The following is a 24,973-nucleotide window of genomic DNA, read 5'->3' on the forward strand; positions in this document are numbered from 1 at the left end:
AATAAACATATACAGAATGATACCTCTGATGGGATTCGAAAGGAGAAATCACCTTTGACAAAATATCGGATTATGACCTTTGATGGAGGCGGCACTTTAGGTGCTTTAAGTTTACAACTTTTGAATAGATTGGCTTATCAAAACCCTAAGTTAATTAGTGAAACCAATGTTTTTTCAGGAAATTCGATTGGTTCATTTACTGCTCTTGCGTTAGCAAGCGGAAGATCACCAGAAGAAACGTTTGATTTTTTTAAAGATCAAATCTTACCGGCATTCAGCGTTTCCCGACCGGGCGGACCTGTTTTTAACCAACAAGTACCCTATTCTGGTTTTATTAAAGCCATACGAACATTTTTCCCCCGAGACCTTCGCCTTAGAGACTTAAAGAAACGAATTGTTGTGCCATCCTTTCACTTATTTTCACCGGAGCTGAATCGTTGGAATCCTGTGTTATTTCATAATTTTCCTGGTTCTCCCTATCTTAATGAAAAAGCAAGTGACGTAATACTTAGGAGCAGCGCTGCACCTGCAACGCAAAGAGCTTATCAAAACTATGTGGATGGGTATACAGTAGCAACTAACACCAGTACAGCTAGTATCGCGTTTGCAGTCGGAAAAGCAAAGCAGCCGTTAGATCAAATTGCCGTATTATCTATTGGAACAGGTGAACAGCCAACTCAATTAAGAAGAGATACAAAGGGATGGGGAATGGTGAGTGCCGATAACATACGCCCCGAAGATATAGAGGACCTTCCGCCGAATTGGGGGGTGCTTTTAGACCGATCTCCAAATGAACCGTTGCTGCCGTTTCTTCAGATTATCTCTGGTGGATCGAGCTACTATGAATCAATGGTTAGCTCTGAACTTTTAGGCGATCAGTTTTTCAGGTTGAATCCACGGATTCCTAATTTCTCTAAAACAGATCCTTCGGTGGTGCCCGCTCTTATTTCAATTGCTAATAAAACAAATTTACGGCCTGCATTTCATTTCATTGAAAAAAACTGGAATTAATATGACTGTACTTTAGACTAATTTCTTGCTTCTATATGGAAAGATTTAAAAGTTTATATAACAAGATATCCACGCTGGCAGCGTAGAAATCACCCTAACCTCAATCACACCACCCAACCACAACAACCGCTAGCCCCCAAAAGGAACTAGCGGTTGTTCATAATCTCTCAGAAACCGTTCACTCTTCCACCGGCTTCTGTTCATCTGTTAGTGTATCAATTTTAGTAATTTGAAGTTTGTCTTTGCCAGCAGCTTTCACATGATAAATTCGTTCTTTTTTAAACTGCGTGCTTGCATCATATGAGTCGGTGAACGTGTACACTTCGTTTGTATAAATGTCGTAGGTTCCGTCATCATGTGACTCTGTTTTTGTCACAAGAAACTGATCGTTAGCAAACGATACGTTTTTGCCGGCAAGTGATGTGATATAGCTTTTTAACTGTTTATACACTGGCTGATTCGAGTCAATATAAGGCGCCATCCCACTAAAGTCTCCACTGTTTAAACTTGAAAAGTAAGCAGCTTTATAGGAGATAAAAAAGTTTTCAAGATCCGTTTTACTTACAGCAGCTGGTTTAGTCTGTTCATTTTTTAACGACGTCGTGCTGGTCGTTTCTTTTATATCTGAGCTTGTTTCTGCCGTTTGATTGTCACGATTCATATATACAATCGTCAGTAACAAGACAAGGACGATAGCTCCTCCTATTAAAATAGGAAAAGTGCGCCGTGATGATTGCTGCTTTTTGAGCACGGGAAAGTCTGCGTAGGATGGCAGTGTAACAGGTTCTATATCTACCTTTAACCGAGCTAACGGCTTTGGCATCTCCGTGCTTTTTATACTATTAAGCGGCTGAAGTGCTAAAAATTCTTCGTAGGTAACAATAAACTCGTTTACTGCTATTCCTTTATACATGCCGTAAATTCGGTTCCACAGTTCTCGACATCGAGTAGCCTTTATATCTTCACTCAGTTCGTTAAAAAATGGTCGTGATTTTTTAATAAAAGCCGCTAACCACGTTTGATGAGCGTCGACTTTGTGGACTGCATGTAGGTCGGTAAGTGATTGCTTTAACTTGGCATGTTCATTTGCATCGTTTTGGCTAATCACTTCCATACTGCGTTCCGTTTCTTTCAGCACGGTAGAAAGACTTCCGCTCATTTTTTCTTGTAGCGCATCAAACTGACTGCGAACATCCGGCCAGTGCAGTTCGAGTAACTGTTTTTGTGCAGTCGTGGCTTTTCGAATGCTTTCATTTAGCTCATGCTGCTTTGTGCGAAAGGCGGTCGTTTTTTGTTTGGTCACTACTTTATTTTTGCTTAGCTGATGCCATTCTTGCTTTAAACTCTTGTCTTCTTCGAGTACTGTGGCTGTCGCTTGTTTTACATGTTCATGCTTTTTTTGAAAGTCAACGAACGCTGACAAATACGTATTCCAGTTTTCCTTCATTTCTTTTAACGATGACGTGTTAGCATGTTTTTCTGTTAGTTGAAAAAAGTCATTTCTAAACGCCACCATATCCGCTTCGGAAGAAAGTTCTTTTCCGAAAAGCTCTGTAACACTTCTATGTATGCTTGTTAACTGTTCAATCTGTCTCATATTGCTTTGACGCTTGTTTATGTACTCCGGATAGTCGCTTGAAAGAAACGTCACCATTGTATATTCACTGTTGTTCATATTGTACTCTGTCCGTTCTTTTTCCAGTTCGTCATACAGTTTCTGCAGTTGACGTTCTACTATGGAGAGAAATTTTTCTTTATCCATCCCGTCTACTTCTTCTTTTAGCATGTTTAAAGATTCCTTTTCTCCAATAAGAGATTCCTTTTCTTTATATAGCTGTATCCACCTTTCTAGTAAATGTGCTGCTGATTCATTCCAGTGGCTTGTATTCATCGTTTGCTTCACCTGTTGTTTTTATTTTTATCCTTTCTTAACTATACAGGAATTGAACAGAAATTCTATTACAGTTTTATTACTCTTGAAAAATCAGCTTCAAGCTTTCTAGAGCCGCTTCTAACGTTTGTTTATCTCCTTGATCGTAGCTATGTGCCACAAGCACTACGGTTGTAAATACGGCTTTCCATTTTGCAAGCCTGTGCGTTTCTTCATCTACTTCTCCGTATTCTTTGAAAAAACGAGCTCTTCCTTTAGATGGTAAGAAGCTATAGGCAATCGCTAGGTCAACTGCCGGATGACCAATATGAACATCCCCCCAGTCAATAATGCCTGAAACCATATTGTTTTGATCAACAATCATGTTCTTAATATGAAGATCTCCGTGAACTAGTACATGTTTTTCTTGATACTTAATTTCTTGTATGTCATTTACATAGTCTTCAAGAATCTCTTGTTTTGAATAAAGATTACGCTCTTTCATTTGCTTGACATACTTCTCTAGCGCAGGCTTTCGCTTCATCATATCAAGCCGATTTAGCTCATCAAACGGCACGCCAAGCTCTTGCGCTTTTAGATGAGGATAGTGATGTAGCGCACGAAGAAACCTTGCTAATACAGAAGCCGATTGTACACGCTCTTCTTCTGTTAATCTTGCAGGCGGAGTTCCTTGCACGTAGTGATAGCCCGTAAACGGCCAAGGATAGCCTGCATTCGGCTTACCGAAAAAAATGGGCTCTGCAATCGATAGAGGCAGCTGAGAAGCAAGACTTGGTAAAAGCTGATTTTCTGTTTTTAATAGTCTCACTGCGAGTTCTCTTCTTGGAAACCGAAACACAAAGCGGTCGTTTACTTGATAAACCGTATTGTCAAAGCCGTAGCCAAGCAGCGAAATTGTAGCGGGCGCAAGTTCTGGAAACTGCGTCTCGATTAGCGTTTTGGCAAGCGCTGATGATACGATTTGTTCTGCATCCCATGCATTTGGCACTGTGATCACCTTTCTTTAACGTTTAGTTTGTATGTTATGTAAAAGTATATTATAAATGATTTTGACCATAAAAACCCTCTGACGCAAAGCCAGAGGGTTTCAGTAAATATATAAATAAGATAGGATGCCTTAGAACGGCACACTACGCCTCTAAGTTAGTAGCCTACGGTACGTTTACTACTTAATACGTACACCAAAATACCTTATCGGCTGTTTCTTCAACATGCTCCATCTTAATAAAGTTCAATAAAAGATCCGTTTGGTCATTTCCTGTATACTCATCTTGATCAACATTATAAAATTGAATAAGCTCGACCTTGTACATACCGTTTTTAATATCAATTCTATACTTAGAACAGTTTTGATCAGGCACAGACTGATCTTCAAACTGGGCGGCCATCGTAAGGCAGTCATAATCTACGAGATAAAGCTGATGATTGGTTACATTTATATAACCTGTTGCTTTTCTAAAGTATGTACCTATATCCGACTCTGTTCCAATCTTCACTTCTACGTTCCAGGAGTGTTCAATTCCTTCTTCTGTCATTTGACATACTAGGATATTTCTCTTTTTCATTTCACTGCCAAAATGGTTCAAAAGCTGATCTAGCTCCCAATCCTCATCGACAAATGATTGATATTCTTTTGCATTGGCCACTCCGATAAAATTGGTATCGCCAAAATCCATAGAAAATTTCATTTTATCTCCTCTGCTCTTTAAAGTAATTTTTATTATCCATTAACATATATCCGCAAACTTCTTACACGCTTTCTCTAACTCTTCTTTTTTAGCAAGCTGACAAATCCACTCTTTAGGAATGCCATCCAGCTCATAATATACTCCTGCCATAGTACCCGTAATAAAGCCTATTGTGTCCGTGTCTTCTCCTAAATTCACAGCAGTAAGTACAGCTTCTTCGTAGTCATCACTTTGCAGAAAAGACCAAAGCGATGCTTCTAGCGAGCTGACGACGTATCCGGTTGACCCGATTTCATTTCTCGCTGCGTTCGGCAAGCTTAGGTTTAACACTCGTTCATACGCAGAAAACTCTGCTTCATACTCCGTACCTGTTAACTGCTTTTGACAGAGATTTACCGCGTTTTCATATGCTTCAAAAGGCTCGTTGCCGTCAAGAAGACGAATAAGCAGCTCCACGTATATAATGCAACCAAGCGTAGAGCGCACATGGCGGTGCGTGACGTGAGCAATTCTTTCTATTTCTTCTTTTCTTTTTGTAAAGCTAGGTTCATCACATAGTGTAAACGCAAGCGGAGCAATACGCATAAGCGCTCCGTTTCCGTTGTCATACTCACCTTTTCCTCCCCACTCTTCTTTAGGAAGCCCGCTTTTATAGCGGCGAATCGCTTCGCTTGTTGCGATGCCAATATCAAACATTTCTCCGTACGGCGTCCAGTAGCCATTCGACCAATAGTTCGCAAACTTTTGCATCAAATCATATTCATCTTGTTTGTCTATTAAATTATCAATCAAGCACATCGTTAAAGACGTATCATCGGACCACGTTCCTTTAGGCTGGTTGTATGTACCGTAGCCGGTCATAGTTGTAATTCGAAATGAATCGCGCTTTTTAAACTCAACTGGAACGCCTAAAGCGTCTCCGACAGCTCCTCCTAGAATCGTAGAAAGGACTTTTTTATGTAGCGTCATGTGATCAACTCCTTTCTATTATTGTAATTGTTTGATTTTGGAATTTGCAAGAGATCTCTTGCCTAGACGTTTTTTCTTCTTTTTACAAAGGAATTTACAAGCCTTAATCTAATTTAGTAAGAGGTAAAAAAACATGTGAGGTGTGGTAGATGATTCATTTTTTTGAATATAATTGGCAAGTGAGAGATGAATGGTTTAGCTGGTGTTATCAACTTTCTAGAGAAGAACTGTTGAAGAAGCGGACTGGAGGAACGGGCAGCATTTTACAAACTCTGTTTCATATTATTGATGTGGAAGACAGTTGGATACGCGCCATCCAAGGTAAACCAGATATCGTTCTTTCTTTTGAAGAACACGATACGCTCGAAAAGCTTCAAGCACTCTCTTCCGCACATAGACCCGAAATTGCCGACTTTCTAAGTCATTTGAATTTTTCCAACAAAAGGTACGTAACAGTCCCTTGGGATTCTACTTCTTACACGGAAGCTGACATTTTGCATCACATCATCATTCATGAAATCCATCACATCGGCCAGCTTTCTATTTGGGCAAGAGAAGTGAATAAACGGCCTATTTCTTCTCACTATGTAGGAAGAAACATAAAAGACATTCCTTCGTACTTCTCTAAAAACAATCGACCAATAAGAACAAACGTTCTATAACGAATATATGGAGGTGAAAACAATGAGACCTGAACTTACAAAAGACTTTACCGATTTATATTGGCTTAAAACCGAGTTGCAGCAACTTTGCCGTGAAAACAACATGAGCCCGTCTGGATCTAAAATGGAACTTTCAAAAAGAATTGAAGTGTTTTTAACAACCGGTGACACTCAACAATCAAAATTACCTTCTAAAAGACGCTCATTCTCTAAAACGAAAGCGCCGCTAACATTAGATACCGTCATTGGGGAAAATCACCGCTGCAGTCAAGAAGTACGGGCTTTTTTAAAGAAGCCATTCATTCCACGTTTCATTTTTCCACGTATATTCAAAACTACTTTAAAGAAAATGTAGGGAAAACCTATCGAGATGTGGCAGAAGCGTGGTATGAGGAAAAAGAACGAAAAAAGCAGCCTTCTTATCAAAAAGAAATTGCGCCTCAGTTTGAGTACAACCGCTTTATTCGCGATTTTTTTAACGATTCGAAAAACAATGGAAAAAGCCGCGATGATGCAATTGCGGCATGGAAGCATTTGAAACTTCAGCCTGGAAGCAATCAATACCGCTCTTAAATCAAACTCTACATATAAAGACCATTAAAACACCACCTCAAGAAAAGGTGGTGTTTGTGCACGCCTGTAGATTTCTTCACATACACATGTACTGTTTGTTGCGGCGTAAAATGTTTAGCTATAAACAGACTCTTTTTTAATTAAACCAAGCGTCTGTGAAGTAGACGCATGAATTTCGTTAAAGAAGTCTGGATGATCAACTAACGACATGCCATAGGAAGGAATCATTTCTTTTATTTTTGGCTCCCACTTGTTCATGTTTTCTGGGAAGCATTTTTCCAATACTTCAAGCATAACGTGAACCGCCGTTGATGCACCAGGCGAAGCGCCAAGAAGTGCAGCAACAGAACCATCACCGGCACTTACAACTTCTGTACCAAACTGAAGCGTTCCTTTTCCTCCGGCTTCCGTGTCTTTGATTACCTGCACACGCTGGCCTGCTACAACGATATCCCAGTCTTCGCTTTTCGCGTTCGGGATAAACTCACGCAGTTCTTCGACACGTTTTTCATTTGATAACAGCACTTGCTGAATTAAATATTTTGTTAACGCCATTTCTTTGACGCCTGCTGCTAGCATGGTTAAAATATTATTCGGCTTTACAGAACTGATTAAGTCCAGGTTTGAACCTGTTTTTAAGAACTTCGGTGAAAAGCCGGCAAACGGACCAAACAACAGCGTCTTTTTGTTGTCAATATAGCGTGTATCAAGGTGCGGAACTGACATTGGCGGAGCTCCGACTTTGGCTTTTCCGTATACTTTCCCGTGGTGCTGCGCAATCACTTCAGGGTTATTGCATACCATAAATAATCCGCTTACCGGGAAGCCTCCAATATGCTTGGATTCAGGAATACCTGTTTTTTGAAGTAAAGGCAAGCTTCCGCCTCCACCACCGATAAAGATGAACTTTGCCGTGTGGTACTCAACTTTGCCGCTGTCTACATCTGCGACTTTTACTTCCCACATACCGTCACTTTTACGTTTAATATCTTTTACACTTCGTTTGTAATGAACGTGAACCCCTTTATTCTTCAGATGATCAAACAACATGCGTGTTAAAGCACCGAAGTTTACGTCTGTCCCCGAATCAATTTTAGTTGCGGCAATTGGTTCATTTGACGTGCGCCCCTTCATGATTAGCGGAATCCATTCTTTTAGTTTGTCAGGACTGTCGGAATACTCCATTCCTTGAAACAACGGATTGTTTGACAGCGCTTCAAAACGCTTTTTCAGAAACGATACATTTTTTTCCCCTTGTACCAAACTCATATGCGGAATTGGCATGATAAAATCTTGCGGATTGCGAATCAACTTGCTGCTTACCAGATAAGACCAAAACTGTCTTGATAGCTGAAACTGCTCGTTAATTCGGATCGCTTTTGTTATATCTATAGATCCATCAGCTTTTTCTGATGTATAGTTTAGTTCGCACAGCGCAGAATGGCCCGTCCCTGCATTATTCCATTCGTTCGAGCTTTCTTCCCCTGCGTCTGCGAGTTTTTCAAATACTTTAATGTCCCATTCAGGTGCTAACTCTTTGAGTAATGATCCCAAAGTTGCGCTCATGACTCCGGCACCAATTAAGATAACGTCTGTTTTTTTCTGTACGTTGCTCATTATAACCTTCCTCATCCCCTATATTTGTAAAAAGATGTAGGCGCTCCTGCTTACGTAGTAAAAAAATTCAGGTGCGACCTAAGAACACACCTTTTTCTGTCTCACTTATAACTATATCACAGTATAATTGTCTGATGATTATAAACTATTCAAAAATGATAAAAAAGTGAGAAAATCGCCCACAAATTCCAAAAAACTTATTAAATTCCGTCTGCATTTTCTTTTATTAGTAAACTTTTATACCTACTTCTAAGTGGCAAAGCATCGATCAATAAAATAACAAACTATTCCAAAAATTCAGCTTAAAAACCAAAATAACTGCCTTGAAAGTTTCACCTACTATAACTATACTCATTTGAAAGAACAAACAGCACTATAATTAGAAATGCCTTCATTCTTTTGACTAGTTATACGTAGATGTATTCATATATGTATAGAGCACCAGCTTATCCAGGTGCATTTTTAGAAAAATAAGTATATATTGCAATGGCTAATTTCCAGCCCATATTGCAAGTTACAATATCTATGTCATATAACATACCATGAAATAAGTGAATAAGTAAATGATTATTCAGAAATTTATGTTATAAAACCTAACATGTATGTTGACTTTTACATAGACTATATTTGAATATTTAAAAGAAAACCCTCCAAATTTGGACGAGTGACATATTGTTATACGCTCGAGCATTTTTTCGATGAAGCATTTCCACAAAAATACCCCTTGGAGACTTTAGCAAATCAACGTGCACTTACAAAAAGCTTTTCAATCATGTAATTTACTTAAAAAATCCATAAAAGTATCTTTTGTTATCTTTGTAAACGCAGGCTAGAAATTAAATCTTCTAAGGAGTTTGCAATTTCTTTAAAGCAACCTCGTTCAAAATCTTCTAATTCTACTCTGCCGCTGAGGTTATCAATCACAACTACCAAACCATTGCCTTCTATACCTATAGGAACCTTATCAAGCTTATCGCGATTTTTTTTATATCCCTTTAAGTTCCTTTCAAACGTATCCAATTCAATATTTGGTAATACAGCTTCTAACGTGATGTAATGGCTATCCAGAAAACCATCTAACTCCGCAAACCAGTAGGAATTAAAATAGCAGTCAATTGAAGAATGAAATTCAATATGAAACCTTTCTTCAAGTGGTTTTATATCGCTATGATTATTTTTTTGAACAGGGTTCCATAAAATTTCTTCGTCTTCATCCACTTCCCCTTGATAAATCATTGATTGAACATTTTCGTTGTAGGATGTTTTAAATAGGAAATCCAAACCTTTTTCAAAATATTCTCTTCTTACCTTAAAATAGTTGCTCATAGCATCTTTCATTACCAATAACATCACCTTCACTTAAGACTTTTTCTAATCGTTCAGCATATGTTAGTTCTGTTTCTTCACGCCCTGTTATCTCGGATGAATTAATTCGTTTAAAAAATCCTTAAAACTATGGGCTACTTTATATGTATTTTCTTCTTCACGAGATTGGGGGAAAGAAAGAGAGTGGTCCCAGTAATACACACCGTGCCTTTCCGTATCAGTAATAAGTACAATAAGTCCCGAACCAGGATCATCTCCTATTACCAAGTTACACCTATCCCATACAAAACATCTAAAGGAATTTCTTGCTTTAATTCTTCAACAAAAAATTTACTATATCTTACTTTCGAAGTTCCTCCGTTATATTCACCTAAAAATTTTTTATAATCTTCGGGAAGTAAAAACCCCAAAAGTTCTTCTAATTTGCCAATTGATTCTTCCGTTGCTTGACCAAAAGCATTTACATTCATTTGATAACTATCTGGCAAGTTTACGTTGATCGTATCTTCTCTCTTTTTTATTTCATCAATACTGACTCCATCAGTCAAAAAGACAGAATCATTATATTCGTTTGTAACCTCTATGTTTTTTTCTTTTTTCATGTTACTTCTCCTTTCGTGTCACCTGTTACAACCGTTCTTTTTTTATATGTAAAATGATCAGTCCTCATATAAACAATTAAGAAAATCGTTGAAGCTATTTGACAAAAAATATATATTTTCCATTTCTTCAGTTTCCTCACCATGAGCCCAATGATAGACTTGTCCGAAATACTGGTTGCTGATCCCAATACATATTTGATTCCCGCTTGGGTCATCTGCTATTGGCATAAACCCCGCTTCTACAATCTCGTCGAAAAGATCAAACTTTTTCTCTAAATTGTCATACATGGTTCCAATTCCATAAAAAATGTTTACTATACTTTCACCCAGCTTTTCAGATATCTTATAAACACTTGGATTTGGATAACCACCGTTATATTCCAGTAAAAAATCTCTATACTCTCTTGGAATTGTAATAGAATGACTATGCTCAAATCGTTCTAAATCTTCAATGGATAAACTTTCATGCATTCTTTCCATTTTCACTAAAACTCACTCCTTATTGATTAGCTTCTTCACCATTTCATTGCTATTTCTACTATATAGATAGTTTAAAATAACATTTACTAATAGGTAACTGAACGTTTAAAGGACAACGTTTTTAACCTTGTCCTTTGATTACTGATTTATTTTATTAAACTAGTAATTTAGAAAAACCGGAGCCTTAAAACCAGCACTAACAGTTTTTCAACAATAGCTTGATTTGCTGAGTTTGAGTAGCATTCACCCATTGTGGTTTCAGGCTTTAGTACACTTCACACTTCTTATGGCTAAGTGATGGATTCCATTTTTTCCTCAATCCAATTCATAGCTATTTCTGCATCTTCTTGAGAAATGACTCTTTTTTGGCTTTTATACTTATATGTTTCATAAGCCCAAACCAATATGATTTTAACAAACTCAACTGTTTCTAATTTACATACTGGTTCAACCTCATCTTCCTCTTCGTCGTAAAATGGATCTTCAATGATAGTGAAATCTTTATAGGCTACTATGCTAGAAGCATTTCCTCCGTGTTTATAGTGAGGTATGTTCCCTTTTAATAAATCAATAAAATGTTCAATATCATTTTTTAACTCGCTTAACCTCCAAGGTATATCAGATCCTAAAGGATCATTTATCATATTAGCAAATTCTAGAGACTTTTCTTCATCAAAATCCATTACCACCACATTAAATTCCTCTATATACTTAAATCTATAGTTATATTTAATCATCGCTACCTTTCCATCCACCTCAATGTTTGTACGATTATTCATACCTTTATTAACCCAATCAATAACCCATAAAAGCTGTAGACCAAATTACCGTTTTCATCACCATGACTCTATTTTGTTTTAACAGCTTCTTTTATTTGCTCAACTACTTCATAGAGCCACTGAAGTGGTTCTAATCCAAGAGCAGGAAAGTACACATCAAGCCAATTTTTCTCCTCCTTTGGGGGATACAAGAAACAGGGATATTGAGTGGTTTTATAATATAAGCTCCGCAACTCATTTTTTCTATCGTTAGCATAATTTATCACGAAACAACTTATTATTTTAAAGTTACAAAGCAAGAATAAAAATTCCTCCCTCTGCTTATAATGGCCCGTAAAAAAGCCTTTTCGAATTATTCTAAAGGGCTGTTACTATGATTATATTTGTCTTTTATTTGCAATAATAATTCTTTAATAATCTTTTCCTTTTCAAGGTGTTTCCTTATGTAAAATTCACATGCAGCACTGATATACGGATACAACTCCTCATCATTCACAATATCATAGTCTTCATCACCATTTCCTGAATAAAATAAAACGTGATGTTGTCCAAAATACCCATCATCATCTTGTTCATATTCATCGGAATAAATTACTCCACTATACTCCCGACGCTCTCCTTCTTTATTTTTAAAATCTTCTAAGCGTTGTAAAAAATCATGTCCATTTACATATCTATTCAAAACATCAATAACTGCTTCTTTATTCAAGTTATTCTGTTTCATAACCTCAATAAATTCTTCATATACATTCATACCAATCCACCCACTCTACCATCGTTCTTATGGTGTACCTATTAAACCAGGATTTATTTTCTCAACCCTTGCCCAGTCAAATAAACACGCAATAGACATTTTATTACTACACTGAATTTTTATAGATCCCTCTTCCCCAATGTCTTCCATTGCGAACTGTTTTATTTCATTCATAGTTCCAAATGAATTGATTTCTAAGTCTCTTACACCAAAAAACGACATCTCAACATATACTATGTCCCATTCATTCCATCGTTTAGGCTTATTTTTGACCATCTCTTTAGTAGATAATTCAATGAATAGTGTTGGACCATCTCTTTTTATTTGGACATTTAATAATTCAGAACCATTAAACGTTAGCATCCTTCCAAAAATGCCAGTAATGGCTTGAGCATTCATTATCCTACTTGAATTAATCATGCATACACTCCTTTAAGTCACAAAAGGATACTATTGTGTTGTTTTTGTTTTGGATGTATCAAATTTTTAATGTTGCATCAAAGCTTGATTTAATAACCTTATCATCTATACTTTCAAGAGCCTACTTTAGATGGCAACATCTTGATAACCTACTTCTTCTACTTTTTCATCTATAAGACGAATTCCTAAACCATTTTCCTGATTCCATGAACAATCAAATGAGATTCCTATATCACGTCCATCGCGAAGGAATTCATAGGGAACCGAAATGCCTACTAGTGTTATATGTTCTATTAATTGATCAACGGTTTCAATTAATGGATAGTCTTGGCTAAATGAAACATCTTAACCGAGCTCATGCCTTTTTTGCTTATAGTACTTTAGAATTCGCTGCAATATATTATGTTGGACATTGTTCCAATTATCCATTAACGAGCTGTATGCCACGTATTGACCTTCATCGAAGCTTCCATCATCTTCTCCACCTATTAATAATGCTACCTTCGTATCCTTTCCTAAAAATTTTATAGTTCTATACCCTACCCATTTATACTGGTAGTCAAGTTCTCCAAAAACTTTATCGTTTATTGTCATTTTATAATCCCCCCATTTTTCACAAAAACCCCTGGCATTTCTTTCTGTTGACACAAATTGCGTAGTAACTACCTTATCTGACTCATACTGTGTTAATTTATTTTTCTATTTCTAGTATCAAAGGTTCCAATTTCAAAATATCTTTATTATTTTCATGATTTAACGCTTTTAATTCTTTAATATATAAATTCGTTTTATCTTATATTTATTTCTGTAAAAATAGCTTCTAACAAAACTTCTATTCCTTCATACTCTTCCACCAATTTGTATTCCGTATCTTTCTCCTTTGTTGGAAACAGGATAAAAACGTTCTAATTCTTTTCTTATGAGATATTAAATAATATAAAACGTTGATTCTTGTATACACCTTAGGGAGCCCTTGTTTTTAAAAGCCCACCTAAAAGCACTACCATTTGTTAATATGACAGAGCGTAAATTCTATCGGTATTAGTATCTAACACGAAGTCAACCTTAATATCCTTCGAATAGGGGATTTGCTCAAAGTTGTGGAGCCTGCAAAATACGTTAGAAAAGTCTTTTGACTCAATGGTTATCTCTTTGGCTTGAAGATACATTTGCTTCAATTGTTGTTTTGAACACTTTTTACCCGTAAGTAGAACTTGATGAAAGAAACCGTCAATTTCAATAATCATAATCATCACCACTGTTTGCTCATTAGTCTAAGCTCGGCACCTAGCCTTGGCATATAATAGCCATCTTCACTAAATTTAAAAGCATATCCCATTTTCATTTCCGTCTCATATTTTTATTTTTGATAAAGGGGAAAAAGTTTCACAAGTCCACTACCGAACAGCAAGACTGTACGCCCTTCTCTTTTAATAATGCAGCCTGAAATTTAACTTCAACAAAGCGTACGAACAGCTTTTTACGTTGACTATTATTTCTTGTAACAAAGTTTAGCATTATCAGACTCTAAAGAACACTTTAGTTTTTCATTTGCAACCTGAATCATAGCACCCTGTATCTCAACAGGTGTACTATTTTTTTCATGCCCCAACCCATTAAACATTCCAAAAAGGTACGCACCCAAGATTTGCTTTTCTTGTTCATCATTGCTGTCTATTTTAAAAACCTTATCTATAGTAGTGTTTGTAATACTTATACATTCATTGAGGAAATCTTTATTTTCTTCCAAAAATTTCACTCCTTATCATATAATTTTTATATCTCTTTTAGGATATTCTCCAGTTCATCCACATGGAATATAATCATCTATTAATTATACTTTCTGTAAACATTTCTTCCGTAAACACCGATTGTAAAATAATGAGGTTTCATTTAAATCCCCCTTAGTATCAAAAAGAATGCAGATGATTTATTCTCAAGTTGTATTTCTCCTAGTTTCTCTTAACACCAATTAATCATAACAGCCGTATGATGCTCCTTATGTAAATCTACTCCTACATATAACCCCGCTACCTTAACATCTTCAAGATCTTGCTGCTTTTGTGCTGATGACAGGTCCGATATCAAGTAATATTTTAGTTGCTTTATGTACAGATTCTGTTTTATTGATTTTCATTTAATTTCTCTAAGATTGAATTAACTTTTTCTGAATATACATCTGGATTGTCCTCTCTTATCTCAAGAAGAATTCCTTTAATTATTTGTTTTGTTGAGCTATCTACATCTTCTAACGCGTTAATATAAGATGCTACTAAACCTTCCGAATTTAAAAGTCTCCGATGAATTCTTTCCGCCCAGAATTCTGCATGAGGTAACATTTTAGGAATACCAATAGCCAAGTTGTATAGTCCTTCCTCCGTCCCAGAACGGTCAGCAATATAAAATATCGTTTCAATAAGGTAATCGCCAGCTGATGGCTCAGCAATATCTTCCTCAAAAACTGTACAAAGGTCAGGGATTATATCATTTGTTCCTCTGTGCGATAATTCATTAAGAATATTTTCAAACTCTTCAATGTTATCTCCTTCATTATCTAGAAAACGCATTTTGTATAAAATAGAAATATCCTCTTGAAATTTCATGGTGCTTTTCTCCCTTTCTATCCATTGGTAATTTAACTTGCCAAATATCTTCAAACCATTATGCCCATACTATTTATAGGAATAAATATATTCTTTACCTCTTATGTAAGGTGATGTTTGTTCAAGCATGTGAATGGCTTGTAACTGTTCAACAGGCGTCATTATCTGAAGTCGCATTAGTTTTTCAAGACCTGTTTCCTTTAACAGACACTACTACGATTTATGTTTTCAAAATATGGTGCTTGATCGCTGTGCTTCAATTGCTTTACTATATATTCAGGGGATCGTTACCAGTTTATAAAAGCTAGATTTTTATCATATATCCAAAACTCAGTAGTGAGTTTACAACGCTTTGTCACTTAATTCCCCATTCAGGTGATAGAGTGCCTTTTTAGGTAATGATAAAAAAATTATATACATAAACTACGTTTCACTTCTGCCAATAAATCTATCAGCTCAGTTTTCTCTGGTTTTTTCTCCATTTCCTTATGTACATTTATATCTAAATAATCATAAAATGTTTTAAAATCTAAAAAAGCTATTTGTTCAATTTTAACAGCTGGATACCCCAACTCTATCAAAACATGTTTTTCATCTAGTAGTCTAGGCAGTTGCGCCATATCATATTCATCTAAATCAGACTGAAAAAGAGCAAAGACAATCTCTTGTCCATAACCTTTTCTTTCAGCAAAGCTTTTTAATGCTTTTTCTAGATATTTTCCATTTATGAAATTAAAATAGATTACCATCAATTTATCAATCTCTTCTTTACTTTCATTTACTTGATATTCTCTACTCATTTTCGCCCTCCCGTAACATTATATCTTTAATTAATAATAGGGAATTCTTCTTCATAGGGTGAGACAATCTCCACTATGTCTTCTGGTCATAAATCTTCTTCATTAACAAAAATTGATTCAATAAGGGCTGGACAGGGAACATTCCATTCTAGAATTTCTATATATTCACTTTTCAAAAAAACTTTGAAAAGAGTATATCAAGTTTTTTGTAATCGTTCGTCTTCTTCCTTTACAAATTATCACCATCTTCATTGTGTCTATTCATCACCCAGTAAAATGTCATCTCACCTAAGCTCGTACTCCGTTTTTCTATTTTATCATTACACACAGTACTCCCTGACCGTACAACCATCATGAGTTTTTACTTTTTAACACCCTATTTCAAATTGCAACATCCTGGTAACCTACTTCAGCTACTTTTTCATTTAATAAACGAATCCCTAGCCCATTTTCTATATCCCATGTACAATTAAATGTAAGTCCAATATCCCGACCGTCAAAAGAACCTACATAGGGAACAACTATTCCATCTAAACGTATCATCTCTGCTATTTCATCAGTTGTTTCAACGAATGGATAGTGTTCATTTACTTCAATATCATAACCTAGATCCTGACGCTCTTGTTTGTAGTAGTCTAATATTGATTGCAAAAGGCTTTGTTGTAACTGCTCCCAATTTTGCATAAGTGAAGTATATGCTGCATATTGTCCCTTATCAAACTTGCTATCCTCAGCACCTTTTACCATTAACGCTATCTCAACTTCATGGCCTAAAAAGACAATGCTAGTATCCTTAGACCACACCAAATCATATTCAAGCTCACCAAAAACCGCATCATTTATTTTCATCTTATTTCTCCTTTTTATTTATTAGCAAATCCTCCCGGCTTAAACGCTGCCACATTTATCTCTCCTACTCCACCACTAATTGTGATTTCCACAACGTACTTTAAACGAATAGCAAGTATTAAATTAAAACTCCTTAATGGTATTACTCATGAGCTCTCGATTCTCAAACTAACCATTTTCTTATTGTCTCACCACATTATAAACGAATACCTTCTCATCACATCCAACTTTATAAAAAAACCCTGAAAGGCATTTATCCAATCAAGGTTTAAGAATGAAGAATGGTATTAAGATTTATTGACTAATATACTAGTCACCTAAGTCTATTTTTTCATAATGCTTATCAATTAATTTCACTAAATAATCATCTAATTTTTCAATACTATACTTTGACTTTTTAGCTTTCACAAGATTTGAGACATTTCACCATAAGTTTACTATATCAACTCAGTCCAAATTTTAGGGAATCAAGTGATTTCGTACATTTTTTAATGTTTAATATTATTTGCAAATTTTTATAATTTGTTTTGTTGTAAAAATGCTCCTAAAATCCTTTCAATAGGTAAACGAGCATTTTTTAATAATTTCTCTACTTTGTCCTTTATTTGCTTATTAGAAGCAATTATTTTTTTATACTCTTCTCCATAAAAAGAACGTAAAGAATCTATTGCATATTCAGCCACTTCATCACTCTCATTAAGTAAATCTAATAATAAATTAAATCCATATACTCCGTTATCTTCATCTATACAGTAGGCCAATCTAATTTTATATTTATCATCTTTATCTTTTAATCCTCGAATTAAATTCTCCCAATCAATATTAGTAAACTCACTCATCAATTCTTGCACATACATAAATTCATCGTCATAAAAATAATTATCTGCGCTATTTTCAGATAATACTGCATCTACTTTTTCGTACATTCACTTTCCTCCTCTATTTACTAAAACCACCTGGTAATGGAGCATTAATTTGTCCTGTTGGATAGCCGCTAACTACCGTATCACCTATTTTAATAACATCAATTTCTACACCCTCAACAATTCCCCTATGGAAAGTTGCTCCATCTCTACCTCTAATACTTATTGGAGGAGAATTACCAATATCAGTTATACTATCTAAGATTTTAATATCACTCCAACCTTCGGGAAATATTGTACTATTTTTTATTTTTGAAAGATTCCCATCCGGAAATTGAGTTATATATTTAATATCTTTTGTACCATCAGGGTTGATTTTAATAGCTTCCGTAACATAGTTAGAATGGCTATTATTAATGTTTGATGAATGCCCTCCAATAATTTCATTTTTATTAGGGTTCTTTCTCTGTCCCAAAAGGATTTTTCCCTCCATTTCAGGTGTGATAATTGATTTGGCTCCGCTGACCGGCTTACTATTATTACCCGTACCCTTGGAAACATCTTTAACCTTATGCTTGGTTACGGTCTTTTCTGCTTTGTTTACGCGAAGTACGTATTCTGCTCCTTCGCTTCCGTATTTCACCACTTTCCCTGGCACTCTCGTAAAGCCGCCAAAAACAATTCCTGCTCCAGAAACAGAACGGTCAAAACTAGATAGTTCATTCCCCGTAATAGGATCGTATCCTACACTTGCTTCCCATCCACCTTTTACATTGGAAACTACAGGCACCATATCCGCTACAAAAGAAACAGCTGCTAGACCATCCTGTTGTTGCTTTTTGGCTTCTTCCTCATATACACTTCTTGCGATTTCAGGCTTTTTGTAATTCTCATATAGATACGGATACTTTTTCAACTCTTTTTCTAATTTTGCTTTAGAATGAGCAAGCGCCGCAAGATCCCTCTGAACCTTTGGACTGTTTTCCTTTTGAATATGTTTAAAAACTTCTTTAACATGGGGAGCTTTTTTTTCAAGCTGTTCGAGCTTCTTTTTTTGATCCAGTGGATGCATCATTTCCAGCTCTTTTAGCTGTTTTAGTCCAACTGTTTTAATAACTTGCTTTTCTTTTTGTTGAATAGTCAGCTTTTTAGGACTTGTAGTTTCTTTTTTAGTCCCAACACTCCTAACCTGCAACTGACGCATCACTGATTGCATAAGCATTCCCTCAACGCCCGTAGCGTTTTGAAGAATCTGTTGAGACGTTAGCATGCCTACAGTTGAAGAATCGTTGAGTGCCTGCAGGTATGGGCTTTTTTCAAGTTCCACTGCTTGCTCTGCAGGTGACAGTTCCGCTAGTTTTTTCATGTTAGCAGGTGCCGTATCCTGCTGAACTTGCGTTAGCACTTCTCTTATGTAAGGCGAGGTTTTTTCAAGCCTATGAATTTCTTTTAACTGTTCAGTAGGCGTCATTGCCTGAAGTTGAATCAGTTTTTCAAGACCTACTTCCTTTATCACGTTCTCTTGTTTTTCTTTTCGTGTCAAGACTTTTCAAATATAGCCTTACCCCTCATTACCTACTGTCATTAATTCTTGATTACTATCTCTACTCTTCCTTGAATACCTTCTCATCACATGCAACTTTATAAAAAACCCTTGAAAGGCATTTAGCCAATCAAGGAATAAATAATATATTCGTTAAATTTCCAATCTACTAATAAATCAAGGTAATACTTATCATTTTCTTCTATTTTCTTCAAAAATCAGCAACCTTACCTATAAATTTAAAGCTAACATAGAAATTTAGAAAACATATGTACTTAAAGCACTTGATTGTCTACGGTAGGCAACACATGCTTTTATTATTAGATTACATACAATATAGGATATAAATTTCGTAACGTTATAAAAACAGGATGGCACCTTTTGTATATCGGCCATGTGTCTATATTCATCACCCAGTAAAATGTCATCTCGCCTAAGCTCGTACTCCGTTTTTCTATTCTATCATTACGCTCAGTACTCCCTGACGGTACAACCATCATGAGTTTTTACTTTTTAACAGCCTATTTCAAATTGCAACATCCTGGTAACCCACTTCAGTTACTTTTTCATTTAATAGACGAAGCCCTAGTCCATTTTCTGTGTCCCATGTACAATCGAAGGTTATCCCAATATCTCGATCTTCATTAATATCTCCATACGGAACAACAATTCCAACTAAAGTTATCATCTCAAGTAATTGATTAGTCGTTTCGATTTGCGGATAATTTTCATTAACTTCAATGTCATACCCTAGTTCTTGGCGCTCTAGTTTGTAATAGTCTAATATTGCTTGTAAAAAACCTTGCTGTAATTGTTCCCAATTTTGCACTAATGAGTTATAAGCACTATATTGTTCTTCATCAAACTTACCGTCTTCTTCACCTTTAACCCTTAATGCTATTCCAGCTTCTTTTCCACAAAATTCAATGGTAGTGTACTTAACCCATCCATAATTATATTCAAGCTCACCAAAAACCGCATCATTTATTTTCATCTTATCTCTCCTACTCCACCACTAATTGTCATTTCCACAACGTACTTTAAACAAATAGCAAGTATTATAAAACTGTCTCTTGTAAAAATACAAAACGTCACCTCTCCTATTCTTGCTCTTATTACATTAGTATTAAAATAGCATCTCTTAATGGCTTTCCTTAATGAGCTATTAATTCAAATTCAAGGATATCTTTAACTGTAAACCAGTCACTCATACTTAGAAAAATAAGTATCTCCTAATGCTGTATAAATCCATGTACTTGTTTCCAAATTGTTCTTCGGTAACGAAACTAAATCTAGAGCAGCTATATAGCTCTCTATTGCTTTATTATCTTTTCCTTTTTCAACAAAAGCATTTCCTTCACTACATAACTTTACAATTTGGTCATACACTTGATCATTGAGTGCCAATACAAATCCCTCCCAATAATTATTTACCATCCACCTCAAATTGATATGGTAATACCACTGAACCATTAGTAGTACACTCTACATCTCCGATTAACGCTTAAAGGACAAAGTTTTTCAACCTTGTTCTTTAAATGACTAGCTTATTTTATTTAAACGCCAAACCCCATAAGGGTTATAAAAAGGGTCATCACTTTCAAACAGCACACACGATTCTTCCCTTAATTGAAAAACCGGAGCTTTAGGATCAACACTAAATGTTTCTCCACTATTAAATACAGGATTTTCGATCAACGTATATAGGCAAAGGGTTTGAAACAACTCTACTGTTTCAGCTGGATTGGTATTAGATGTAGATGTTAGTAAATCTTTATAGCCAAAAATTATGCATACCACAGGTGTAAAACACATCTTCTTCTCTAGACATTTGAACGAAAGCAGCAAATGCTCTGTTCTCTGTACCATTGTTAACGTATTCTAACCAATTATCTTTGGTAGTGGCCTTTCCAGATGACTCAACGTTCACTGCTAAACCGCCCGATTGAAGGACTGCCTTCCCGACACTTATAATTTCAAAAACTTGCTCAAGTGATCACCTTCTGCAATAATATATGCCATACTACGGTGATTTTGAAGGGTTTCAATATCATCTTTAGTAAATGTCCCATTTCCACAAAGCTCAAACGCTTCAGCTACATGAGGAATATGTTCATTAACAAATTCCACTTGATAAAAATATTCAGGCGTCTGTAATTTGCCTATATGTTCCCCTAGGTATACAAACTCTTGTTGACTTTCGTTAAATTTGTCTTTAAATGCTTGTCTATCTTTCCATGTGCCCGGTATTCCCAAAATAATTTTCGGATTATTTTCCACGCTCTCACCCACTTATAATAAATTAATTTATTGCTAGCTGTTCTTCAAAAATAGCTCAATTCGCTTAATTTGAATAGCATGCATAGATTCTTCTTTGAGTTTTTCAAAATTTTTTTGTAATTTGTCTAATGGTTTTTATAGTTTTCAAGAAAAAAGCACTTCTGGATTTATTCAGAAGTGCTTTTACTATCCCTTATTTAATAAGCATATTTGCCTTTAGTTTTCATCAACAACTCTTCAATAATCTCTTTTTTAAAGAGAGGAATCAATTAACCTTTTATATTATATTTATCTTTTATCTTAAAAAGAAGTTCTTTCACGTTTTCAGTACGCTCAGGATGTTTTTTAATGTAAAATTGGCATGCAGTTTGAAGATATTTACATAACTCTTCATAATCTACAATATTTTCTATTTCTTCATCTACACCATAGTAGAATAGAACTCTATTTTCTCCAAAAAATTCTTCATCATCTCTATCAAATTCATCTGAATATACTACACCCATATAATCCCGTCTTTCGACATATTCCTCCAAAAAGCCTTCTAGTATCCTAACAAAGTCATACTCCATTACAAAATCACCAAGCACATCAATAACTGAACCTTTATGGAGCCCTTGCTCCTCATACATTCGAATCAACTTATTTTTATCATCAAAAACAGTACTCATTGTATTATCTCCTTAGTTCTGTCCAAATTTCAATACTGGATAAAAATTTTCTATTTCCCCGGTATCAGTATTTTTAAATCCTTCAAACTTCAATCCATTACTTGAAACTCCCCGAATCATTTGTTTATTTGTCTGGCCTTTTAATTGTTTAACTCTTGACGATTCAATACCTTCCTCCATTGCTTCATTCCCCAATCGAACAATTTCGTCACTGGATATTAAAGCAGGGTCATAAACCGTTTTCTTATGAGGAGGTTTATCTTCCTTTGGTACAAATTTAAATTCTCCGGTTCCTTGTCCTCTATAATCTTTTATCTCAACTTTTAATCTATACTCTATATCGTATACCCCTTTAACATCTGGATGCTCATCCTTCTTAACTTCATCTAATTTATATTGATCACTATTATCAAAGTATTTTTTAAATTCATCATAGTTATGTCCGCCACTTACACCGTGACGTTTTGTACACTTTTCTACTTTCCCAGTTAAATGCTCAATATAGTAGCCTTCTTTATATCTTATATTCCCCTTAACCACCGCATCCTGATCATAAACCCCTTCAACATCCGCTTTACCACCAGGTTTTTCCACTTTCTCCAACGCTTTGGACTGACCTTTCGAAACATTCCCCATCTTATACGTCGTTAATCCATTTAACGCTTCACCAACGGTCTTTCCAGGTAACGCCTCTCCTATTCCTACCAGTTGAGGTCGAGGACGTAAAGTAGGTATCTCAGCATCTAATAAAGGTTGAAGCTTCTTCTGAACAGGTTCATATACCTTCTTCGACCAATTGCTTGCTGCTTTTGGGCTGACGACATTTCGCATATTGCTTAATGTTTTGGTTGCTTTATGTGCAGGTACACGCGGAACGTTTGTTACTTTTGGAACGGATTTTACGGCTCCTGCGGGTTTCGCTCCTCCAATTACGCTCGCAAACAGAAACATGCTGTTTTCCCAGTGCTCTTTTGAAAGAGGTTTGTCCGGATTAAGTGCCTGCTGCCCTACATCTAAAAGTCCCATCGTTGCGTGATTGACGAAGTCATACGGTGAATCAAACGATTTTTCTCCTCGCTCAATTAAGCCTTCTTTGAAGGAAACAGCGCCATCAAATCCGCCCATCGTTATATAGTTTCCAAAGTCATACAAGGAGTTGTACCGTTTATCTGCTCTCTCTCCCATACCGGCCCAAACGTCTTGTACTACGCCTTTAGTACCCGTAACTGTACCTTTTGCTAAAGTTATAGCACCTTCTCCTACGTCCTTGACTACAGCTTTTATACCAGTTTCTTCTTTTTTAGCTTTAGGATTTTCACAGATTTCTGTAAAGTCAAAGGATTCAGCTGTTTTTTTAGTCCCGACACTCCTAATCTGCCCCTGACTCATCACCGACTGCATAAGCATTCCCTCAACGCCCGTAGCGTTTTGAAGAACCTGTTGAGACGCTAGCATGCCTACAGTTGAAGAATCGTTGAGTGCCTGCAGGTATGGGCTTTTTTCAAGTTCCACTGCTTGCTCTGCAGGTGACAGTTCCGCTAGTTTTTTCATGTTAGCAGGTGCCGTATCCTGCTGAATTTGCGTTAGCACTTCTCTTATGTAAGGCGAGGTTTTTTCAAGCTTGTGAATTTCTTTTAACTGTTCAGCAGGCGTCATTGCCTGAAGTTGAATCAGTTTTTTAAGGCCTACTTCCTTTATCACTTTCTCTTGTTTTTCTTTTCTTGTCAAGGTTGTTGGAATACCTTCTTCAAAAACCGACACGCCTCCTGAATCGGTCATCGCTTTTTTCGCCAACGCGCTCAGCTCACTTACATTGCCCGGCTGAATGGAACCATTTTGAAACCCAGCTTTCACTTTAGAAAGCAGCGAATTTAAAGACGTCAGCTGATCTTGAATGGCTGAAAGGCTTTGCGTTTGCTGTTCGTCAAAACGGACTAAATCATTCATCGTTTTGTCCGCTTTGTTTTTTGCTTGTTCTACTTCTGTTAAAAAACCTTGATCGTTAAGCGCTGAAACAGAAGCAAGATGACTGACTTTTTGAATTGCTGCATTCGCTTGATCGACAAGCGAAACTGTTGTATTTCTTGTTTGATTTAAATGCGCGGGAATAGTGTCTTGCAGAAACGGCTGCGTGATGTAGCCGTCTTCGCTCGGTTCAAATGAGCGCAGCGCATGTGTGATTTGAGTTAGTCGAGCTTCATAGGAAGTGAGTAATGAATGATACAGCGTTAAAAAAGAAGCATGTCCCGTTTCGTAAAAAGACCGAATCGCTTCTCCTCCTTTTCCTTTAAACGCATCATCTAAGCTTGAAAATGCCTGAACCTGTGAAACCAGGCCCTGAATTTGTTCTTTTTGACTTTTAATAGAGTCTAAGATAGCTTGAATATTTTCGTGAAAAGCATCGACATCAAGTGTTTTCAATAATCTGTAACCTCCTAGCTGTATCGATGTAGAAAAACAACGAACGGTTAACGAACAACCGCCCGTCATTTTTCTAAACCTAAGCGGACGCTCCTCTTTACAAGGCTTGCATCATCCGCTAGATAAAACCTTTTTATTTGAATGCCACATCTATGCTGGTTGAAAGGTTGT

Annotated in this window: 23 protein-coding genes and 4 pseudogenes; 3 read left to right on the forward strand and 24 right to left on the reverse strand. The window is 36.2% G+C overall.

All coding sequences use genetic code 11. The features are described from left to right. The first annotated feature begins 54 nt into the window (after positions 1-54). A complete protein-coding gene (locus tag CEQ83_RS13485; RefSeq protein ID WP_098999534.1) occupies positions 55-1,011 on the forward strand; it encodes a patatin-like phospholipase family protein in 957 nt (318 codons plus the stop codon). Between the two features lie 178 nt (positions 1,012-1,189). On the opposite strand, the gene CEQ83_RS13490 is transcribed toward CEQ83_RS13485, so the two are convergent. From CEQ83_RS13490 to CEQ83_RS13505, 4 genes are all read right to left on the reverse strand, one after another. Further along, positions 1,190-2,902 carry a TcaA NTF2-like domain-containing protein gene (locus CEQ83_RS13490; protein ID WP_155017306.1) on the reverse strand — a complete coding sequence of 571 codons (1,713 nt, stop codon included), beginning with the start codon at positions 2,900-2,902 and terminating at the stop codon, positions 1,190-1,192. Positions 2,903-2,981: 79 nt separating this feature from the next. After that, positions 2,982-3,890, reverse strand: a complete 909-nt coding sequence (locus CEQ83_RS13495; protein ID WP_155017307.1) for a phosphotransferase — start codon at positions 3,888-3,890, stop codon at positions 2,982-2,984. 181 nt (positions 3,891-4,071) lie between these two features. Further along, positions 4,072-4,578, reverse strand: coding sequence for a hypothetical protein (locus CEQ83_RS13500; RefSeq protein WP_194273210.1), 507 nt, complete (start codon positions 4,576-4,578; stop codon positions 4,072-4,074). A gap of 51 nt (positions 4,579-4,629) precedes the next feature. Then, on the reverse strand, positions 4,630-5,559 hold the full coding sequence (locus tag CEQ83_RS13505; RefSeq protein ID WP_099331093.1) for an ADP-ribosylglycohydrolase family protein: 930 nt from the start codon (positions 5,557-5,559) through the stop codon (positions 4,630-4,632). A gap of 149 nt (positions 5,560-5,708) precedes the next feature. Between CEQ83_RS13505 and CEQ83_RS13510 the strand changes: the two genes are divergently transcribed. Together CEQ83_RS13510 and CEQ83_RS27805 are read left to right on the forward strand one after the other, a co-directional pair. Further along, on the forward strand, positions 5,709-6,221 hold the full coding sequence (locus CEQ83_RS13510) for a DinB family protein (RefSeq protein ID WP_098999530.1): 513 nt from the start codon (positions 5,709-5,711) through the stop codon (positions 6,219-6,221). A 22-nt stretch (positions 6,222-6,243) separates the two neighbouring features. Then, positions 6,244-6,794 (forward strand): annotated as a pseudogene (locus CEQ83_RS27805) (DUF6434 domain-containing protein). Between the two features lie 114 nt (positions 6,795-6,908). On the opposite strand, the gene CEQ83_RS13520 reads toward CEQ83_RS27805, so the two are convergent. From CEQ83_RS13520 to CEQ83_RS13615, 20 genes and pseudogenes are all read right to left on the reverse strand, one after another. Next, complete coding sequence (locus CEQ83_RS13520) at positions 6,909-8,411, reverse strand: malate:quinone oxidoreductase (protein ID WP_098999529.1); 1,503 nt, start codon at positions 8,409-8,411, stop codon at positions 6,909-6,911. An 810-nt stretch (positions 8,412-9,221) separates the two neighbouring features. Beyond that, positions 9,222-9,737 carry a SecY-interacting protein Syd gene (locus CEQ83_RS13525; protein ID WP_176551726.1) on the reverse strand — a complete coding sequence of 172 codons (516 nt, stop codon included), beginning with the start codon at positions 9,735-9,737 and terminating at the stop codon, positions 9,222-9,224. 87 nt (positions 9,738-9,824) lie between these two features. Continuing rightward, positions 9,825-10,207, reverse strand: a pseudogene (locus CEQ83_RS13530) (SMI1/KNR4 family protein). 189 nt (positions 10,208-10,396) lie between these two features. Further along, positions 10,397-10,819: an SMI1/KNR4 family protein gene (locus CEQ83_RS13535; protein ID WP_260506539.1), complete on the reverse strand. Its 423-nt coding sequence runs from the start codon at positions 10,817-10,819 to the stop codon at positions 10,397-10,399. Between the two features lie 290 nt (positions 10,820-11,109). Continuing rightward, the gene (locus CEQ83_RS13540; RefSeq protein WP_098999526.1) at positions 11,110-11,556 is read right to left on the reverse strand and encodes a hypothetical protein; all 447 of its coding nucleotides are present in this window, start codon (positions 11,554-11,556) and stop codon (positions 11,110-11,112) included. A 394-nt stretch (positions 11,557-11,950) separates the two neighbouring features. Next, the gene (gene cdiI, locus CEQ83_RS13545) at positions 11,951-12,352 is read right to left on the reverse strand and encodes a ribonuclease toxin immunity protein CdiI (protein WP_098999525.1); all 402 of its coding nucleotides are present in this window, start codon (positions 12,350-12,352) and stop codon (positions 11,951-11,953) included. A 27-nt stretch (positions 12,353-12,379) separates the two neighbouring features. Beyond that, the gene (locus tag CEQ83_RS13550) at positions 12,380-12,772 is read right to left on the reverse strand and encodes an immunity 50 family protein (protein WP_098999524.1); all 393 of its coding nucleotides are present in this window, start codon (positions 12,770-12,772) and stop codon (positions 12,380-12,382) included. A gap of 126 nt (positions 12,773-12,898) precedes the next feature. Further along, positions 12,899-13,366, reverse strand: a pseudogene (locus CEQ83_RS13555) (DUF6985 domain-containing protein). An 898-nt stretch (positions 13,367-14,264) separates the two neighbouring features. Next, positions 14,265-14,522 (reverse strand): Imm48 family immunity protein, encoded by a 258-nt coding sequence (gene imm48 / locus CEQ83_RS13560; protein ID WP_108674781.1) that lies wholly within the window; start codon positions 14,520-14,522, stop codon positions 14,265-14,267. 373 nt (positions 14,523-14,895) lie between these two features. Beyond that, positions 14,896-15,375, reverse strand: a complete 480-nt coding sequence (locus tag CEQ83_RS13565) for an Imm30 family immunity protein (protein ID WP_098999522.1) — start codon at positions 15,373-15,375, stop codon at positions 14,896-14,898. A gap of 410 nt (positions 15,376-15,785) precedes the next feature. Further along, positions 15,786-16,175 carry a hypothetical protein gene (locus tag CEQ83_RS13570; RefSeq protein ID WP_098113107.1) on the reverse strand — a complete coding sequence of 130 codons (390 nt, stop codon included), beginning with the start codon at positions 16,173-16,175 and terminating at the stop codon, positions 15,786-15,788. A 381-nt stretch (positions 16,176-16,556) separates the two neighbouring features. After that, a complete protein-coding gene (locus CEQ83_RS13575) occupies positions 16,557-17,024 on the reverse strand; it encodes a DUF6985 domain-containing protein (protein WP_098999521.1) in 468 nt (155 codons plus the stop codon). A 515-nt stretch (positions 17,025-17,539) separates the two neighbouring features. After that, positions 17,540-17,950 (reverse strand): hypothetical protein, encoded by a 411-nt coding sequence (locus CEQ83_RS13580; RefSeq protein WP_098999520.1) that lies wholly within the window; start codon positions 17,948-17,950, stop codon positions 17,540-17,542. Between the two features lie 13 nt (positions 17,951-17,963). Next, positions 17,964-19,403: an EndoU domain-containing protein gene (locus tag CEQ83_RS13585; RefSeq protein ID WP_141558875.1), complete on the reverse strand. Its 1,440-nt coding sequence runs from the start codon at positions 19,401-19,403 to the stop codon at positions 17,964-17,966. Between the two features lie 553 nt (positions 19,404-19,956). Continuing rightward, complete coding sequence (locus tag CEQ83_RS13590) at positions 19,957-20,424, reverse strand: DUF2004 domain-containing protein (RefSeq protein ID WP_098999518.1); 468 nt, start codon at positions 20,422-20,424, stop codon at positions 19,957-19,959. Positions 20,425-20,636: 212 nt separating this feature from the next. Continuing rightward, positions 20,637-20,837, reverse strand: a pseudogene (locus CEQ83_RS13595) (tetratricopeptide repeat protein); the annotation flags it as partial. Between the two features lie 135 nt (positions 20,838-20,972). Then, a complete protein-coding gene (locus CEQ83_RS27810) occupies positions 20,973-21,299 on the reverse strand; it encodes a DUF4261 domain-containing protein (RefSeq protein WP_155017309.1) in 327 nt (108 codons plus the stop codon). Positions 21,300-21,398: 99 nt separating this feature from the next. Next, positions 21,399-21,710 carry a hypothetical protein gene (locus CEQ83_RS13605; RefSeq protein ID WP_098999516.1) on the reverse strand — a complete coding sequence of 104 codons (312 nt, stop codon included), beginning with the start codon at positions 21,708-21,710 and terminating at the stop codon, positions 21,399-21,401. Positions 21,711-21,979: 269 nt separating this feature from the next. Continuing rightward, entirely contained in the window at positions 21,980-22,381 is a 402-nt protein-coding gene (cdiI, locus tag CEQ83_RS13610) for a ribonuclease toxin immunity protein CdiI (protein ID WP_098999515.1), read from the reverse strand. Positions 22,382-22,393: 12 nt separating this feature from the next. Next, a complete protein-coding gene (locus CEQ83_RS13615; protein ID WP_167387323.1) occupies positions 22,394-24,802 on the reverse strand; it encodes a T7SS effector LXG polymorphic toxin in 2,409 nt (802 codons plus the stop codon). Positions 24,803-24,973: the final 171 nt, after the last annotated feature.

The sequence above is a fragment of the Priestia megaterium genome, assembly GCF_009497655.1.
GTDB classification, from domain to species: domain Bacteria; phylum Bacillota; class Bacilli; order Bacillales; family Bacillaceae_H; genus Priestia; species Priestia zanthoxyli.

What these genes read in the sequence shown, in the direction of transcription:
- CEQ83_RS13505 (WP_099331093.1), bottom strand. Translation starts at nt 5,559, where the DNA reads ATGACGCTACATAAAAAAGTCCTTTCTACGATTCTAGGAGGAGCTGTC.
- cdiI (WP_098999515.1), bottom strand. Translation starts at nt 22,381, where the DNA reads ATGAGTACTGTTTTTGATGATAAAAATAAGTTGATTCGAATGTATGAG.
- CEQ83_RS13540 (WP_098999526.1), bottom strand. Translation starts at nt 11,556, where the DNA reads ATGATTAAATATAACTATAGATTTAAGTATATAGAGGAATTTAATGTG.
- CEQ83_RS13490 (WP_155017306.1), bottom strand. Translation starts at nt 2,902, where the DNA reads ATGAATACAAGCCACTGGAATGAATCAGCAGCACATTTACTAGAAAGG.
- CEQ83_RS13500 (WP_194273210.1), bottom strand. Translation starts at nt 4,578, where the DNA reads ATGGATTTTGGCGATACCAATTTTATCGGAGTGGCCAATGCAAAAGAA.
- CEQ83_RS13575 (WP_098999521.1), bottom strand. Translation starts at nt 17,024, where the DNA reads ATGAAAATAAATGATGCGGTTTTTGGTGAGCTTGAATATGATTTGGTG.
- CEQ83_RS13580 (WP_098999520.1), bottom strand. Translation starts at nt 17,950, where the DNA reads ATGTACGAAAAAGTAGATGCAGTATTATCTGAAAATAGCGCAGATAAT.
- CEQ83_RS13535 (WP_260506539.1), bottom strand. Translation starts at nt 10,819, where the DNA reads ATGGAAAGAATGCATGAAAGTTTATCCATTGAAGATTTAGAACGATTT.
- CEQ83_RS13570 (WP_098113107.1), bottom strand. Translation starts at nt 16,175, where the DNA reads ATGAGTAGAGAATATCAAGTAAATGAAAGTAAAGAAGAGATTGATAAA.
- cdiI (WP_098999525.1), bottom strand. Translation starts at nt 12,352, where the DNA reads ATGAATGTATATGAAGAATTTATTGAGGTTATGAAACAGAATAACTTG.
- CEQ83_RS13520 (WP_098999529.1), bottom strand. Translation starts at nt 8,411, where the DNA reads ATGAGCAACGTACAGAAAAAAACAGACGTTATCTTAATTGGTGCCGGA.
- CEQ83_RS13550 (WP_098999524.1), bottom strand. Translation starts at nt 12,772, where the DNA reads ATGATTAATTCAAGTAGGATAATGAATGCTCAAGCCATTACTGGCATT.
- CEQ83_RS13525 (WP_176551726.1), bottom strand. Translation starts at nt 9,737, where the DNA reads ATGAGCAACTATTTTAAGGTAAGAAGAGAATATTTTGAAAAAGGTTTG.
- CEQ83_RS13510 (WP_098999530.1), top strand. Translation starts at nt 5,709, where the DNA reads ATGATTCATTTTTTTGAATATAATTGGCAAGTGAGAGATGAATGGTTT.
- CEQ83_RS27810 (WP_155017309.1), bottom strand. Translation starts at nt 21,299, where the DNA reads ATGGTACAGAGAACAGAGCATTTGCTGCTTTCGTTCAAATGTCTAGAG.
- CEQ83_RS13565 (WP_098999522.1), bottom strand. Translation starts at nt 15,375, where the DNA reads ATGAAATTTCAAGAGGATATTTCTATTTTATACAAAATGCGTTTTCTA.
- CEQ83_RS13590 (WP_098999518.1), bottom strand. Translation starts at nt 20,424, where the DNA reads ATGAAAATAAATGATGCGGTTTTTGGTGAGCTTGAATATAATTATGGA.